This is a genomic window from Bartonella sp. AA78NXGY (genome assembly GCF_042197005.1).
GTDB lineage: Bacteria > Pseudomonadota > Alphaproteobacteria > Rhizobiales > Rhizobiaceae > Bartonella.
In genome coordinates this window covers 15,701-29,979 of the sequence record NZ_JBHIRI010000001.1, presented here as the reverse complement: position 1 = coordinate 29,979, position 14,279 = coordinate 15,701, and the positions used below count along the sequence as shown (strand labels likewise).

At 38.5% G+C, this 14,279-nt stretch carries 10 protein-coding genes and 1 pseudogene; 5 read left to right on the top strand and 6 right to left on the bottom strand.

Annotated features, from left to right (window positions below):
- Positions 1-34: 34 nt before the first annotated feature.
- Together ACFINL_RS00135 and ACFINL_RS00130 are read left to right on the top strand one after the other, a co-directional pair.
- Positions 35-1,399 carry an RsmB/NOP family class I SAM-dependent RNA methyltransferase gene (locus ACFINL_RS00135; protein WP_375648839.1) on the top strand — a complete coding sequence of 455 codons (1,365 nt, stop codon included), beginning with the start codon at positions 35-37 and terminating at the stop codon, positions 1,397-1,399.
- Positions 1,400-1,463: 64 nt separating this feature from the next.
- Complete coding sequence (locus tag ACFINL_RS00130) at positions 1,464-3,209, top strand: heparinase II/III family protein (RefSeq protein ID WP_375612721.1); 1,746 nt, start codon at positions 1,464-1,466, stop codon at positions 3,207-3,209.
- Positions 3,210-4,135: 926 nt separating this feature from the next.
- Here ACFINL_RS00130 and ACFINL_RS00125 read toward each other — a convergent pair.
- From ACFINL_RS00125 to ACFINL_RS00115, 3 genes are all read right to left on the bottom strand, one after another.
- Positions 4,136-4,288: a DUF1127 domain-containing protein gene (locus ACFINL_RS00125; protein WP_375612232.1), complete on the bottom strand. Its 153-nt coding sequence runs from the start codon at positions 4,286-4,288 to the stop codon at positions 4,136-4,138.
- 363 nt (positions 4,289-4,651) lie between these two features.
- Positions 4,652-6,271, bottom strand: coding sequence for a bifunctional phosphoribosylaminoimidazolecarboxamide formyltransferase/IMP cyclohydrolase (gene purH / locus ACFINL_RS00120; protein ID WP_375638442.1), 1,620 nt, complete (start codon positions 6,269-6,271; stop codon positions 4,652-4,654).
- 620 nt (positions 6,272-6,891) lie between these two features.
- Entirely contained in the window at positions 6,892-7,674 is a 783-nt protein-coding gene (locus ACFINL_RS00115; protein ID WP_375648834.1) for an SURF1 family protein, read from the bottom strand.
- Between the two features lie 296 nt (positions 7,675-7,970).
- Between ACFINL_RS00115 and rpmB the strand changes: the two genes are divergently transcribed.
- The 3 genes and pseudogenes from rpmB to ACFINL_RS00100 form a co-directional block, all read left to right on the top strand.
- Positions 7,971-8,288 carry a 50S ribosomal protein L28 gene (rpmB, locus tag ACFINL_RS00110; protein WP_375648827.1) on the top strand — a complete coding sequence of 106 codons (318 nt, stop codon included), beginning with the start codon at positions 7,971-7,973 and terminating at the stop codon, positions 8,286-8,288.
- A gap of 120 nt (positions 8,289-8,408) precedes the next feature.
- Complete coding sequence (locus ACFINL_RS00105) at positions 8,409-9,092, top strand: VUT family protein (protein ID WP_375612236.1); 684 nt, start codon at positions 8,409-8,411, stop codon at positions 9,090-9,092.
- A gap of 1,162 nt (positions 9,093-10,254) precedes the next feature.
- Positions 10,255-10,401 (top strand): annotated as a pseudogene (locus tag ACFINL_RS00100) (HaeIII family restriction endonuclease); the annotation flags it as partial.
- A 49-nt stretch (positions 10,402-10,450) separates the two neighbouring features.
- Here the strand turns inward: ACFINL_RS00100 and cobT are convergent.
- The 3 genes from cobT to ACFINL_RS00085 form a co-directional block, all read right to left on the bottom strand.
- Positions 10,451-12,346, bottom strand: a complete 1,896-nt coding sequence (cobT, locus tag ACFINL_RS00095) for a cobaltochelatase subunit CobT (protein ID WP_375648819.1) — start codon at positions 12,344-12,346, stop codon at positions 10,451-10,453.
- Positions 12,347-12,360: 14 nt separating this feature from the next.
- Complete coding sequence (gene cobS / locus ACFINL_RS00090) at positions 12,361-13,341, bottom strand: cobaltochelatase subunit CobS (RefSeq protein WP_375612717.1); 981 nt, start codon at positions 13,339-13,341, stop codon at positions 12,361-12,363.
- Positions 13,342-13,543: 202 nt separating this feature from the next.
- Positions 13,544-14,164: a J domain-containing protein gene (locus ACFINL_RS00085; protein WP_375612239.1), complete on the bottom strand. Its 621-nt coding sequence runs from the start codon at positions 14,162-14,164 to the stop codon at positions 13,544-13,546.
- Positions 14,165-14,279 lie beyond the last annotated feature (115 nt).

Here is a 14,279-nt window from a genome sequence, read left to right as displayed (position 1 = left end):
GATTTTGAGAAAACTGTGATATAAAGGTGGTGTTTTGAAACACAAAAAAGCGGGGCATGTGTCTGAAAAAAATGTTCTAGGATTAGCTGTTCGGCAGGTGTGTGTACGTCTTTTGGGGGCGGTAATTGATAAGTACACGCCTCTGTCTGGTTTGACGGATAATGAACACGGACATCCACAATATTTGAAGCTTTCACAACGAGATCGTTTGTTATGTCGGGCTATTTTAACAGCTTCATTGCGTCATCGAGGGCAGATTATGGTGGCTCTCTCACGCTTTTTGGCGCGTCCTTTGCCTTCACAAGCACTTTCACTTCAGCATCTTTTGCATATCAGTGTTGCACAAATTCTTTATCTTGATATTCCCGATCATGCGGCTATTGATTTAGCTGTGCGTGTGGCGAAACTTGATCCTCGAATGCGCCGTTTTTCAGGGGTGGTGAATGCTCTTTTGCGCAATGTTGCACGTGAGGCAGAGCCTTTACGTCAACAAGTTTCTACCATTGAAGGTGTTCCAGCGTGGTTTGGACAGCTTTTAGTGTCAGCTTATGGAACAGAAAAGGCGCATAAGATTATCGCAATTCAAAGTGTGGAACCTCCTTTCGATTTGACAGTGAAATCTGATAGTGGTGGATGGGCTGAAAGGCTTGGCGGTGTGGTATTGCCCAATGGTTCTGTTCGATTGAAGCGTCTGGAGTGTTCTGTTTCTGATTTACCAGGCTATCGTGAAGGGTCTTGGTGGGTCCAAGATTTTGCAGCAGCTTTGCCTGCTTGTTTACTTGGGAATATTGAGGGTAAACGCGTTGCTGATCTTTGTGCGAGCCCTGGAGGAAAAACAGCACAATTGGCTTTGCAAGGGGCTGAGGTGACTGCAATTGAGCTTTCTGCTAACCGCATAAAGCGTTTAAAAGAAAATATGGAACGGCTTCATTTTTCAGTTCACATTTGGCAGGGCGATGTGAGAAATTTCTATCCCACACAGCTTTTTGATGTGGTTCTTCTTGATGCTCCTTGTTCTTCTACAGGAACAATCCGTCGTCATCCGGATATTTTATGGACGAAATCGAGGGAAAATATCGTCAAGTTAGCGGCGTTGCAATATGATTTGCTTGTCGCAGCAATTTCTTTGGTGAAGGAGGGGGGGCGGATTGTTTTTTCCAATTGTTCATTGGCAAGAGAAGAAGGTGAACATCTTATTGAGAAAATTTTATCGACACGCAATGACATTGTTTTAGACCCTATTTATCCAGAGGAAATGGGAGCACTGGAACATTTGCTTTGTGGGGGGATGTTACGGACAACGCCTGCGGATTTTTGTCATAAAAATTTTGATGCTGAGAAAACCGTATTTTTAGGAATGGATGGTTTTTTCGCTGCGCGCTTACGAAAAATTGCTTAATTAACGCTTCATTTACAAAAATGGTCGAAATTGTATTTGATTCAGCATAAATGGAGATGAAATTTTGGCGGTTGCGGTAAAAGCTCCTCAGGTAAAAGTGGCAGCCTGTATCGATACGATACAGAATGTTATGCGGCGTTTATGGGTTGGACCATTGTTTCGTTGGCGATTTTCAGGGTTTCGTCCTCATAAAATTTTAGCGCATCCCATGGATTTGCATGTAGCTGATCCGATGATGGCGCATGAATTTTATCATGGTCGTTTTGCTTTTGCTGGTCACATTGTTCATTCTGGTGCTGTTTCGCCGTTTTCATTGGTTCCACCAACGCTAGAATGGGAAGCGGCTCTACATGATTTTCATTGGTTGCGCCATATGGAGGCAGCAGGAAGTGATTTAGCTTCTGCACATGCACGCTCTCTTTTAGAAGACTGGTTTGACCATGCTGGTAAGAAGGTAAAAGGGCTTGCTTGGAGTGATCCTGTTGTGGCGCGGCGCTTGATTTCATGGATTTGTCATTCGAAAATGTTGTTAGAAGGGGCAAGTGAACGGTTTGAAAAACGCTTTTTACGTGCACTTGGTTTGCAATTTCGTTATTTGCGCGTAACAGTTTGTAGTATGGAGCACAATGATCAACGTTTACAAGCAGCAGTGGCTTTGACATTCGCATCTCTTGCTTTGCCTGTTTCAGCGGCAGTGAAAAAAAAGGTACAAACCACACTTATAGAGGAGCTTTCCCGTCAAATCCTAGTTGATGGTGGGCATATTTCCCGTAGTCCTGTTATTTTGCTGAATTTGTTATCGGATTTATTGTCGTTACGGCATCTTTTTATGCGTAGCAATGAAACAGCACCCCGTATTTTGATTGATTCTGTTGAGCGTATGTTGCCAGCTTTACGATTCTTTATCCATGAGGATCAAACGTTGGCCCATTTTAATGGGGTTGGTCCCCTTGTATCGGAACGATTATCATCACTTTTGGAGCTTGATGAAACAGGAGGACATCCTTTTAGTTATGCCCGTTATTCAGGATTTCAGCGCTTAAAAGCCAATCAGACAACAGTACTTGCAGATACAGGAAAGTTTCCACCTCGCTCTGTAGCACAGCAGGCTTGTTCGGGGTGTTTGTCTTTTGAAATGTCTTCACAAGGGCACCGTTTTATTATCAATGCCGGTGTTAATCCTGATGGGCGGGAAGAGTATCGACATTTAGGGCGTGTTACTGCAGCACATTCAACAGCTACGCTTAATGATTGTTCAGTGGGTGCTTTTTATCATAAAAAGAAAAATGGCGCGCCATTTTTGTTTGATGGACCAACAGATGTTCAAGTGTGCCGTATAGAGGATTCAGAGAAGACAGGTTTTATTGCGAGTCATAATGGTTATGTGCGACCCTTTAATCTTATTCATGAGCGTGGTCTTATTTTGGCGACAAATGGAGATACGATCGAAGGTTTTGATCGCTTTTTTATGCCAAATAAAGGGAGAAAGAGACACAAAAGTGTGCAAAATGAACAAAATTATGTTGCTGTTCGGTTTCATCTTCATCCACAAGTTGAAGTTAACTATGATGGCAAACGTGTGTGTTTAGCCGTAAAGAACGAGAACGTGAAGAGTGAACAAATATGGTATTTTATATCGCCTGACGCAGATATTTGTCTTGAAGATTCGATTGATTTTGCAGAATTAACAGGTCCACAACGGACACAACAGATTGTTTTATATTTTCGTCCTGCATTTCAGGAAAAAGTTCGTTGGCGTTTTATCCGTAAAGCGTTTGATAAAAAATTAGAACATTGTTCCAACCCATAGTATATTGCGTTTTATTTTGCGTGTCGCAAAACATTATTGTTTATTGTGGTAATATTCTCAAAATTTGAAGATCATATCAATTTTATACATGAAGAGTTTTGTTAGAGTATGGGTTGGATGTTTTTAGGCAAGGTTTGCTCATAGAATCTCATGAGGTGATGCTAAAAGGGATTGGCTCCAGAAAAAAGGTTTTTTGAAAGACCATTGTTGACAGATGAGTACTAGTTAAGGATTTTGATCCTTTAAAGATATGGAGAGAAAATTAAGCCGTTGCTTATCTTCTATAAGTTTTTAAGTGTGCTGTTGGGATCAATATTTCTCTCTGAGAGAGTTGCATTAATAGGATTACGCTCTTCACGAAAAACAGAGCGCTATTGTATTGTATATTCACGGACTTATTTTAAAGAAAAATCCCTTAATGCTTCCAAGCCTATTTTGCGACGATGCCCGTGATGGGTATAACGGTAAATCCATTAAGCACCCCCCATCTTTATGCTTATGAAGGAGCAGTTTGGCACTATCACACTATTTATCAGTGCCCAATGTTTGTAACAGTTCTTGGCACTAGAGATGGTTCATAAGAGGCATTTTTAGCCTTTTCTTAATAGCTTTTATCCATACAGCTCTCCCCGCTTGTAACGTGCAGGCGAATGGTTTTTGTTGATTCAACATACACAGATTTGAAATGAGAGAATCTTACGGTATTCGGGGTTCTAATTTAATATGAATAACACTAAATTATTATTACAAATCAAATGTTGTACATCACAGAAGCATTGAAAATTCGAGAAACAATACATAACAATGGCCGAGAAAAATAACTCTTCTGCTCTTTGTTATTATACTAAAAATGAAGTTATAATAACAAACCACAAAATGCGCGCTTTTTCATAGCAAAGCATTCTCTCAAATATCTCAAACAACTTTCATAAAGATCTACGCGAATAACGTCGTGCAATTGAATCAATATCACCTCGACAAATTCCAAGATCGTTGAGTTCATATGTTGAAAGACGACTTAACGCATTAACGGTTCGACGATAACGGCGCCAATTACTATAAAAACGTAGAATATTCATATCCTCTACTCAAACTTTTCATTACACTCTTTAGTTTAAGAATAGAGTATATTACTAAAAAGAGTTGTGTTATAATATCATAGCAGGTATGCATCTACATACAAGATAATGTCCCTTTAACATTTTTCTCATGCGAAAGGGTAACCATTAAAAATATCAACAAGAACATCTTATCCCTAACCAATGGCTAAATTATGTGCATTGGCTAAATTATGTGCATTTCTGCGGTGATAAACTTCTTCACGTGTAGCTTCTTTGGATTGAATAACTGCTTCCATTTCAACAGTTATCAATAGTCATACGATAATTATGAAAAATTCCTTGAAACATTTGTCTCATACGAAAAGAAAAGCAGCAAAATTATTAATGGCGGAAGTGACGTGTTCCTGTAAAAACCATCGCTAACCCCTGTGCATCAGCAGCGGCGATAACTTCTTCATCACGCATGGAGCCTCCTGGTTGAATAACTGCTGTTGCTCCTGCTTCAGCTGCTGCTAATAAACCATCAGCAAAAGGAAAAAATGCATCTGATGCAACAACAGATCCTTTTGTGAGAGTTTCTGTTAAGCCTGCTCTTTGCGCACTTTCTGCTGCTTTACTTGCAGCAATTTTTGCTGAATCGATGCGGCTCATTTGTCCGGCTCCAATTCCAACTGTTGCACTATTTTTCGCGTACACAATAGCATTTGATTTAACGTGCTTTGCTACACGAAAAGCAAATTGAAGATCACGCATTTCATCTTGAGTTGGTGCCCGCTTTGTCACTACTTGCAATTTAAGATCATCGACTACCACGTTATCACGTGATTGCACTAAAATACCTCCTGCAAGTGTTTTCGCAAGAAGTCCTCCACAGCGTGGATCAGGAACTCCACCTGTAATGAGCAAACGAAGATTTTTTTTCTTGGCAATAATTTCACGTGCCGCCATTGTGGCATCCGGAGCAATAATCACTTCTGTGAAAATTTTAACAATTTCTTCAGCACATTCCTCATCAAGGGTTTGATTTAAAGCAACAATTCCACCAAATGCCGATACATTATCACACATAAGAGCTTTCAAATAAGCGTCTTTCAAATTTTCTCCTTCCGCAACACCACAAGGATTGGCATGTTTAATAAGAGCGACAGCAGCGGTTTTTTGCGGATCAAATTCTGCCACAAGTTCAAAGGCTGCATCTGTATCATTCAGATTGTTATAAGAAAGCGCTTTGCCTTGTAAAAGTTTTGCTGTTGCAATACCAAAACGTTTTTCATTATTGCGATAAAATGCTGCCTGTTGATGTGGATTTTCCCCATAGCGCATAACACTTTCAAGATGACCGGAAAAACTCTGCCATGATGGAGTTTCAATTTTTAAATCCCGTGCAAACCACGATGCTATTGCCGTATCATAGGCAGCGGTGTGTGCATAAGCGCGCATTGCTAGCTGATGACGCATAGATAAGCTTAAACATCCATTATGCTGCTTTAATTCAGCTAGAATCGAATCATAATCTTTTATCGCTGTTACAACACCGGTATAAGCATAATTTTTTGCCGCGGCGCGAATCATCGCCGGTCCACCGATATCAATATTTTCAAGAGTCGTTTGCCCATCAGCTCCCGAAAGGATCGTCTCTTCAAAAGGGTAAAGATTCACCACTAAAAGATCAATTCCATGAATGCTGTTCTTTTCCATAGCTTCCCTATGGTTAGGATCTTCTCTTACCCCTAACAAAGCACCATGAATCAAAGGATGGAGTGTTTTTACACGCCCATCCATTATTTCAGGAAATCCGGTAACTTCAGCAACATCTTTTACGGGTAAACCAGCTGCTATGAGGGTTTTTGCTGTTCCTCCTGTTGAAATTAATTCAACATTGTAAGTAGCATGAAGGGCTTGTGCAAAAGCAACCACACCCGTTTTATCAGACACAGAAAAGAGAACACGACGAACCCGATGAAGATCAGGTATGGGAAAATTTTTGGCAACAACACCCATAACAGAAGCCTTAAAAATGAAAGAGTTAAAATTCTAGTAAAACACGCTTATACGTTTATAGCATAAGCCTTTAGCAAAATACACTGAAAGGATAAACTGTCTTTTTAGAATATAGGATGTTCACCTTTTTCTATTATCCTGTAAAAACCTCTCATTTGAGGTGTGGTGATAGGTATAAAAGTCTCATTGAGACATTAAATATTTTTTTGTTGCTTATAACTCAATATCTCATCTTCATAGCAGTTTTGAAACAAAAAATGCATCCGTATGTTCTCTGCTATATTAGCCTTTATACTAGATGAAGGCGAAAGTATTGCGTATATAAATTGGAGTAATCTCTGAAATGGGAAACAATCTAATGAAGCAAGAATATAAAATTATAAAGGCAAAAATGAGTGCTCATCTTTCCTATTATTTTTAAATTTGACTTTATGTTTTTCAAAAGCGTTTATGACAATGTTTTTTAAGAGTGTCGCGTAAATCTTTTGTGGATGGTATAAAGTTCATTGTATGCCTGTGATCTTTAATTTAACAAAGGCGCAAGTTGGTAGATTTTATTCTCTTTATCAGTTTTCAAGATTCTAAAAATTTTTGTTACTTGAGATGGAAGAGGTATTTTTTTAGTTTTTTTGCCGTAGCAGAAAAAGAAAACCTCCTAACACACCAGCAGCTAAAATAAACCACGTGATTGCATAAACGAGATGATTATTTCGAAAATGGATAATCGTAAGACCAACGACGGGAAGTTTTGCTTGTGGAGATGTTTTTCTGGCATCAATGAAATAAGGGGCAACAGTGGACAAACCAAGTTTTTGTGCCATAGCGGGGAGATCGCGCGTATACCATAAATTTTTGTCAGGATTATTTTTACGCGGGAAAAATCCATTTTTTTCACTCATGCGTAATAAACCTATAATCGTTGTTTGTTCTGTGTCTGTGGTAGAATTTTGCTGAGATAAGGCATTTGTATGTGATTGCTCTGTGTTTTGAAAATTGTTACGTTCATCCATGGGGATAAAGCCACGGTTGATAAAGATCAGTGTATTATCAGCAGTTTGTAAAGGAGTCAAAACCCAATAGCCTGTAGTATTTTGAGCGGCAGCAGTGACTAAAATATTTTTATCTGTTAAAAATTTTCCTGTGATAATAACAGGTTGATATTCATATTTTTCAAAAGTAACATCTGACCATTGATTTTTTGGAGGGGCTTTTATGGGGGGTAAATGAATGCGCTGATTAGCACTGGTGATAAGATTTGTTTTCCAGTTTAACCGTTGTACTTGCCATATACCTAATGCACTGAAGAGAAGAAAAAAACAAATACATAAAGTTCCAAATAAAAAAGAAGAAAAACGGCAAGAATTTCCCTGAAGCTTTGTCATGGGGGGGGCTTTTTTGCTCATGATTTGTGCTTCCTTTCGGGACAATAGGCTTTTATTCTAACATGGTATATATTAAAAGAAACATTTTGTACGCTTTTTGGCAGAATTTGCACGCCTTATTGAGGAAAAAGATGAAAAATGAGCCAACAAGAGATGAAAAAGGTTTTATAAAAGACTTGACCTTTTGTTGTCGACCCCCTATTAGAAAGAAACTTCCCAATGATGCCCGTTCAAGGTTGCATTGCGCGTGTTTTGCGTTCATTGTGTCCTTTGGGTATGGGGATTTGAAAGTTTCTTAGAGTTTAAGGGTGAAGTTTATGTCTCGTGCATGTGAATTGACAGGGAAGACGGTTCTGTATGGTAATAATGTTAGCCATGCGAATAATAAGACTCGGCGTCGTTTTTTACCAAATCTTTGCAATGTGACATTGATTTCAGAGGTGTTACAGCAAAGTTATCGCTTGCGTATTTCAGCAAATGCATTGCGTTCTGTTGAGCACCGCGGTGGTCTTGATGGTTTTTTAGTCAAAGCAGATGATAAAGAGTTGTCGCAACGTGCGCGTTTGCTAAAACGCCAAATCATTAAGAAAAAAGCTGAGCAAGAAGGTGAGCAAAAGGCTGAACAGGCAGCATAATTGTTAGCGCCATTCTTTTTGGTTTATTAACGCTTTGATTTCGGTTTTCTGTTCTAGAAGTTAAGTTTTTTGCAGGTTGATCGTTTCATTTTATTGGTTCCATATCCCAGGTTAAAAAAAATGTCTTCAAGCGGTCTTTTATTAGAACAGCAAAAGAAAAGGTATGTTGTTTTTTCTATTTTTGCAATGTGCCTTGCTGTCACGGCTTCTAATATTTTAGTTCAATATCCTGTCTATTGGTTTGATTTGAATGAGCTGTTGACTTACGGGGCTTTTACCTATCCATTTGCTTTTCTAATCAATGATTTGACCAATCGTTTTTATGGTCCATCTGCTGCGCGGCGTGTGGTTTATGCTGGTTTTTTTACGGGTGTCTTTGTTTCTTGGATATTGGCGACACCACGGCTTGCACTTGCTTCTAGTTTTGCATTTTTATTTGGGCAACTCCTTGATATTGTGGTTTTTACTCCTTTGCGACGTAAAACATGGTGGAAAGCACCTTTAGCAGCAGCGTTGGTTGGTTCAGCTTTGGATACAGTGCTGTTTTTTGCTCTTGCTTTTTCTAGCTCGTTTGCTGTTTTTGATAAGATAACAGGGTATGCAGATAGTTCACTGGTGGAGAGTACTGTTTTGGGAGGGATAGGCATGCCAGTTTGGCTATCGCTTGCTTTTGGTGATTTTTCGGTAAAAATTATTATGAGTCTGTTGATGTTGATTCCTTATGGGACAATTCTTAACATCGTAAAGCTTCCTCTTTATCAATGTCATTCAAAAGATGATTCCTCTTTTGTTTGTCACAAATAAGGATTTTTGTCTTTTTGTTTTCCTGAAGCCAAGAAAATTGTACGCTATGCTTGGTGTGACACGTTAGTTATAATGGATACTTTATCATTTACCAACTTAAGTAAGAACTCCAACACAAAACGCTTTTTTATTTCAAAATTCTCTTGTGAGGAAAAGATAAAGTCATTTGTTTGAGAAGGGGCTAAATATGCTTTTACAAATGATTCAATGTGACAGAAATTGCAACTGATGTTTATTAATAGATTGATTTAAAATGATAACTTATATTTTTCATTTGAGTGAAAGAGCCCAATATCATAAAATTTTACGCGTTTTAAATACTCTTATATTGAGTTAATAAAAATCATTTGCTTGCCTATGTTATAAGAGGAATTGGCGTGCGGACAACGTCATTTGAGAAAGAAATACTTCTTATGAAGAGCTTTAATGCAATAAAAGTGCAATATTAGGCGCTGAAAGTATATTGATTTATCTTAAAAACATTGGAAACTTGAAAGTAGGATTCTGCTTTTGGCTTGTAGCTTGTAAAGTAAAGGATGATTCTGGATTTTGCATTATGCCATATATGGGCGCTGTTGTGAAATAAGCTTGGAAGCAAGGAAGAATGTAGGAGTGCGGATAAGATATATAATGGTGTGTTCTTTTTCGTGAATGAAGTAATATTTTTTTTCGTGTTTTTCTTATATTTTATGAGAGTAAAGATTTCTTCTTTTATCCATGAGATGGGAGCTTATGTTGTTAGATCACCCGTGGTGAGTACTGTTTTGGGAAGGTTAGGGGACAGGTTGGCTTTCTCTTGCTTTAGCGATTTTTGCCGAAAAATTGCTATGAATCCATTTATGCCGATTCTTTTATAAAGAAATTCTTAGTGTTTAAAATATCCTCTTTTTTTGCGTATAATAAATACAACTTTTATCTTTTTGTATTACTGAAGGTGGAAGTTTAGGCATTATATTTTCTGTGAGAGCAGCATTTTAGAGCTATGTCTAGTGGAGATATTTTTCTATATACGTGTATTTCAATATAATGAAATAACACAAGATCGAGACAAAAATGGGTGATTATTCAGTCTTTGAATTTGAATGGTACTCTGGGATATGGTCGTAAATGGAAAGTTCTAAGCAAAACTTTATCAGTCGCAATATAACCAGAAAGTAAAAACAAACTCATTACAATTTTTGAAGATGGTTGGAGCATTTCTTTTAGAGCTCATAATGCATCCAGTAAAGTAGAAGCTTCTTTAAAATTCGATATTCAATTTGTGGGATTATCTTCTCAGGTTGTTAGCCATCAAATTCCGATGGTTTAATGATAGAGATAATTTTTTAAAATGTAATCGTTGCTAATTCAAGGCAGGTTCATTTCTTATGAATATGAGTTCTTTTATCACTAAAAAGTATTTCTAATTGTTTTGTTATGGCGTCGGCGAGTTCTTCAGCATTCATAATTGTTACAGCACGTTGATAATAACGTGTGACGTCATGACCAATTCCAATGGCAATGAGTTCGATAGGGGAGTGTGTTTGGATTTCTTGAATCACTGCGCGTAAGTGTTTTTCTAAATAATTGCTGGAGTTGACCGATAGTGTCGAATCGTCAACAGGAGCACCATCAGAAATGACCATGAGGATGCGACGTTGTTCACGCCGTGATAAAAGGCGTTGATGAGCCCAAATCAAAGCTTCTCCGTCGATATTTTCTTTTAATAATCCTTCTTGCATCATTAAACCTAAATTGCGTCGTGCGCGACGCCATGGAGTATCAGCACTTTTATAGATGATATGGCATAAATCATTGAGGCGTCCAGGATTATGGAGTTTGTTTTGGGTAAGCCATTGTTCGCGCGATTTTCCCCCTTTCCAAGTTTTGGTGGTAAAACCTAAAATTTCAACTTTGACACCACAACGTTCAAGAGTTTGTGCCAAAATATCAGCACAACTTGCAGCAACGCTAATGGGGCGTCCGCGCATTGAGCCAGAATTATCAATGAGGAGTGAAACAACTGTGTCCCGAAATTGGGTGTTGCTTTCCATTTTAAAAGAAAGGGGTTGCATGGGGTCAATAATTAGACGTGGAAGCCGTGTTGTATCAAGATATCCTTCTTCAAGGTCAAAGTTCCAGTTGCGATTTTGTTGCGCCATCAAGCGGCGCTGGAGACGGTTTGCTAAACGTCCAACGATGTTTTGCAGATGATTGATTTGCTTATCAAGATAACGGCGTAAGTGATCTAACTCGTTTTCAGAACAAAAATCTGTTGCTTCCAAAATTTCATCAAATTGACGGGTGAAGATTTTATAATTGCCAAGTCTTTGCATTTGTTCCGAATCAGAAAAAAGGTGTTTGGGTTTGCTCGGCTTTTCTTGCCAAGGTCCATTTTTTTGCTCGCCGTCAGCTTGATCATTGTTGTTTGATTGTGTCGCTTGTGTTTTTCCATCATCTTGCACATCACTTTCTTGTTCAGTGCTGGTTTGTTCTTCACTTTGAGCGTGTTTTTTGTTTTTACTCTCTTCTTCTCTTTGGTCTTGAGGTTCATACGCATTTTTTAATTTTTTATTGTTTTCACTGTTAGAAGCTTCAGCTTGTTGCACTGTCATTTTGAGTGTAACAAGCATTTGGCGAACAATCTGTGCAAAAGCTTGTTGGTTGTAAATATGATGTGGGAGTTCATTGAGTTGTGATGCTGCTTTTTGTTCGAGTTCTTTACGCCACAATTCTAAGACAGAACCCGCTTCTCTTGGAGCTGCGCGCTTTGTTATTTTTTCACGCAATAAAAGTGCAATCGCTTCTTGGATGGGGGCTTCACTTTGGTTGCTAATTTTATGATAATGGGCTCTTTTGTATTTATCGGCGAGCATGACATCAAGATTTTTTGCAAGTCCCTCCATGGCTAAAGTACCAATTGCTTCAACACGTGTTTGTTCGAGGGCATCAAAGACAGCACGTGCTTCTGATTCTAGTGGAGAAAATTGCATGTGAATGCGGTTGTCATGCCATGCTTTGCGCAGAGCCATGGAATCACCTAGTCCGCGGGTAATAGTGATGTCTTTATTCGTTGCGTATTGAGGTAATTCTGGTAAACGCGCGCAACTTTCGCTTAAAGATGGTCGGTTATGACTAAAGGAAACTTCAAGGTTGTTTGTGCCTGCAATCGCACGCATACAGGCGGAAAGTGCTTTTTTAAAAGCTTCAGCATTAAGAGTGTTGTTGGAAGAATCTTTTGCCGGATTTTTGTTGTCGCCAATATCGGTAGCCATGAGTGACAGATTCCTTAAGGCGAAACACCATGAATGAGTGATTCGGGAAGCTCTTGTCCAAAGGCGCGTTGATAAAATTCTGCAACAGTGGCACGTTCGAGTTCATCACATTTATTGAGAAAGGTTAATCGGAAGGCAAAGCCGACATCTTGAAAAATTGTTGTATTTTCTGCCCAAGTAATGACGGTACGTGGACTCATGACAGTTGAAAGATCTCCATTGATAAAAGATTGGCGTACCATATCAGCAACATGAACCATTTGTGAAATTGTCTTTTTTCCCTCAGCCGTTTGAAAAGATTTGACCTTTGAACAAATGATATTAACCTCTTTATCATGGGGTAAATAATTGAGTATCGTAACAATAGACCAGCGGTCCATTTGAGCTTGATTGATCTGTTGGGTACCATGATAGAGACCGGTTGTATCACCAAGACCAATGGTGTTTGCCGTTGCAAAAAGACGAAATGCTGGGTGTGGAGAGATGACACGGCTTTGATCAAGTAAGCTTAGTTTTCCAGAGGTTTCAAGAACGCGTTGGATGACAAACATAACATCGGGACGCCCTGCATCATATTCGTCGAAAACAAGAGCAATATTATTTTGATAAGCCCATGGCAAAATGCCCTCTTTAAATTCAGTGATTTGTAAGCCATCTTTTAAAACGATAGCATCTTTTCCTACAAGATCGATACGACTTACATGACTATCGAGATTAATGCGAAGACAAGGCCAGTTAAGACGTGCAGCAACTTGTTCAATATGCGTTGATTTCCCTGTACCGTGATAGCCAGAAACCATTACACGGCGGTTAAAGGTAAAACCTGCGAGAATCGCTAAAGTTGTTTGCTGATCAAAAAGATAATCAGGATCGATATCAGGAACATGGGGACTTTTTGTGCTAAAAGCAGGGACTTTCAGATCTGTTTCAATATGAAATAGATCGCGAGCACAAAGTGTAATATCGGGCAAATTTTCAACGGTAAGATTTGTCATTATGTTTCTGGAAGGGAGAGGACGCTATTTATTCATTAGAAACGATACAAGAGTTAAAGTATTTATGCAATGCTCTATAATGAGAGCCTTAGATATTGAAGAAAGATTTTTTTACGTATTCTATAATGTTTTGCAAAAAAAGTAACATTTTGCGCAAATAATGATGGTCTAAATGAAAATAGACTCATATAAGCGCATGTTTTCAGCACAAACCAGACTTTTTTAGCAAATTGTAAGCATGTAAAACATCACGAAAGCGCTCTTCTGAAGCACGATTACCACCATTGGAATCAGGATGGTGCTTTTTTACCAACTCTTTATATTTCATTTTGATGTCTTCTGCTGAAGCGTTTGCCTGTAGTCCCAGTGTATCAAAAGCTTTTGCTTCTAAGGGCTTTAATTTTCGTGAGAACTTATTGTTTGAATGCTGCCCAGTAAAAAGCGTGAAGGGATCGCGCATGCGATTTTGATAGGCAGCTGTTCCAGAGCGAATCTTTGCATAATTCGCGGCTGTTTTTTTCGATGTACCATTGCTCAGATCTGTAGGCCATGTCGGACGATGTCCTGTGAGAGCATCCTTTTGAAATTTTGCGATATCTTTATTGCTAAGACCAGAGAAGTAATTAAAATTTTTATTATAGGCGCGTACGTGTTCAATACAAAAATATAAATATTGTCCTTCGTGATTTCGACCTGCTGGTGCTTTATGGGACCCTGTTTTTTCACAACCTTCCCACTGACACTGTTGTGCTTCTGGCTCAGCTTTTTGTTTTTTATTTGAGCTTATGCGAATTGAATCGAATAATTTAGATGTTATTGTCATATTATTGGTTTATGCAAAATTGATTAATTTTACAAGAATTGACTTTTGAAAAATTTGTTTTCACACTTATTCTATTATGAAAAAGGTGTATTTTTGCACGTTCATTTTGTTTGAG

What these genes read in the sequence shown, in the direction of transcription:
- ACFINL_RS00115 (WP_375648834.1), bottom strand. Translation starts at nt 7,674, where the DNA reads ATGAGCAAAAAAGCCCCCCCCATGACAAAGCTTCAGGGAAATTCTTGC.
- purH (WP_375638442.1), bottom strand. Translation starts at nt 6,271, where the DNA reads ATGGGTGTTGTTGCCAAAAATTTTCCCATACCTGATCTTCATCGGGTT.
- ACFINL_RS00085 (WP_375612239.1), bottom strand. Translation starts at nt 14,164, where the DNA reads ATGACAATAACATCTAAATTATTCGATTCAATTCGCATAAGCTCAAAT.
- ACFINL_RS00105 (WP_375612236.1), top strand. Translation starts at nt 8,409, where the DNA reads ATGTCTTCAAGCGGTCTTTTATTAGAACAGCAAAAGAAAAGGTATGTT.
- cobT (WP_375648819.1), bottom strand. Translation starts at nt 12,346, where the DNA reads ATGGCTACCGATATTGGCGACAACAAAAATCCGGCAAAAGATTCTTCC.
- ACFINL_RS00125 (WP_375612232.1), bottom strand. Translation starts at nt 4,288, where the DNA reads ATGAATATTCTACGTTTTTATAGTAATTGGCGCCGTTATCGTCGAACC.
- rpmB (WP_375648827.1), top strand. Translation starts at nt 7,971, where the DNA reads ATGTCTCGTGCATGTGAATTGACAGGGAAGACGGTTCTGTATGGTAAT.
- cobS (WP_375612717.1), bottom strand. Translation starts at nt 13,341, where the DNA reads ATGACAAATCTTACCGTTGAAAATTTGCCCGATATTACACTTTGTGCT.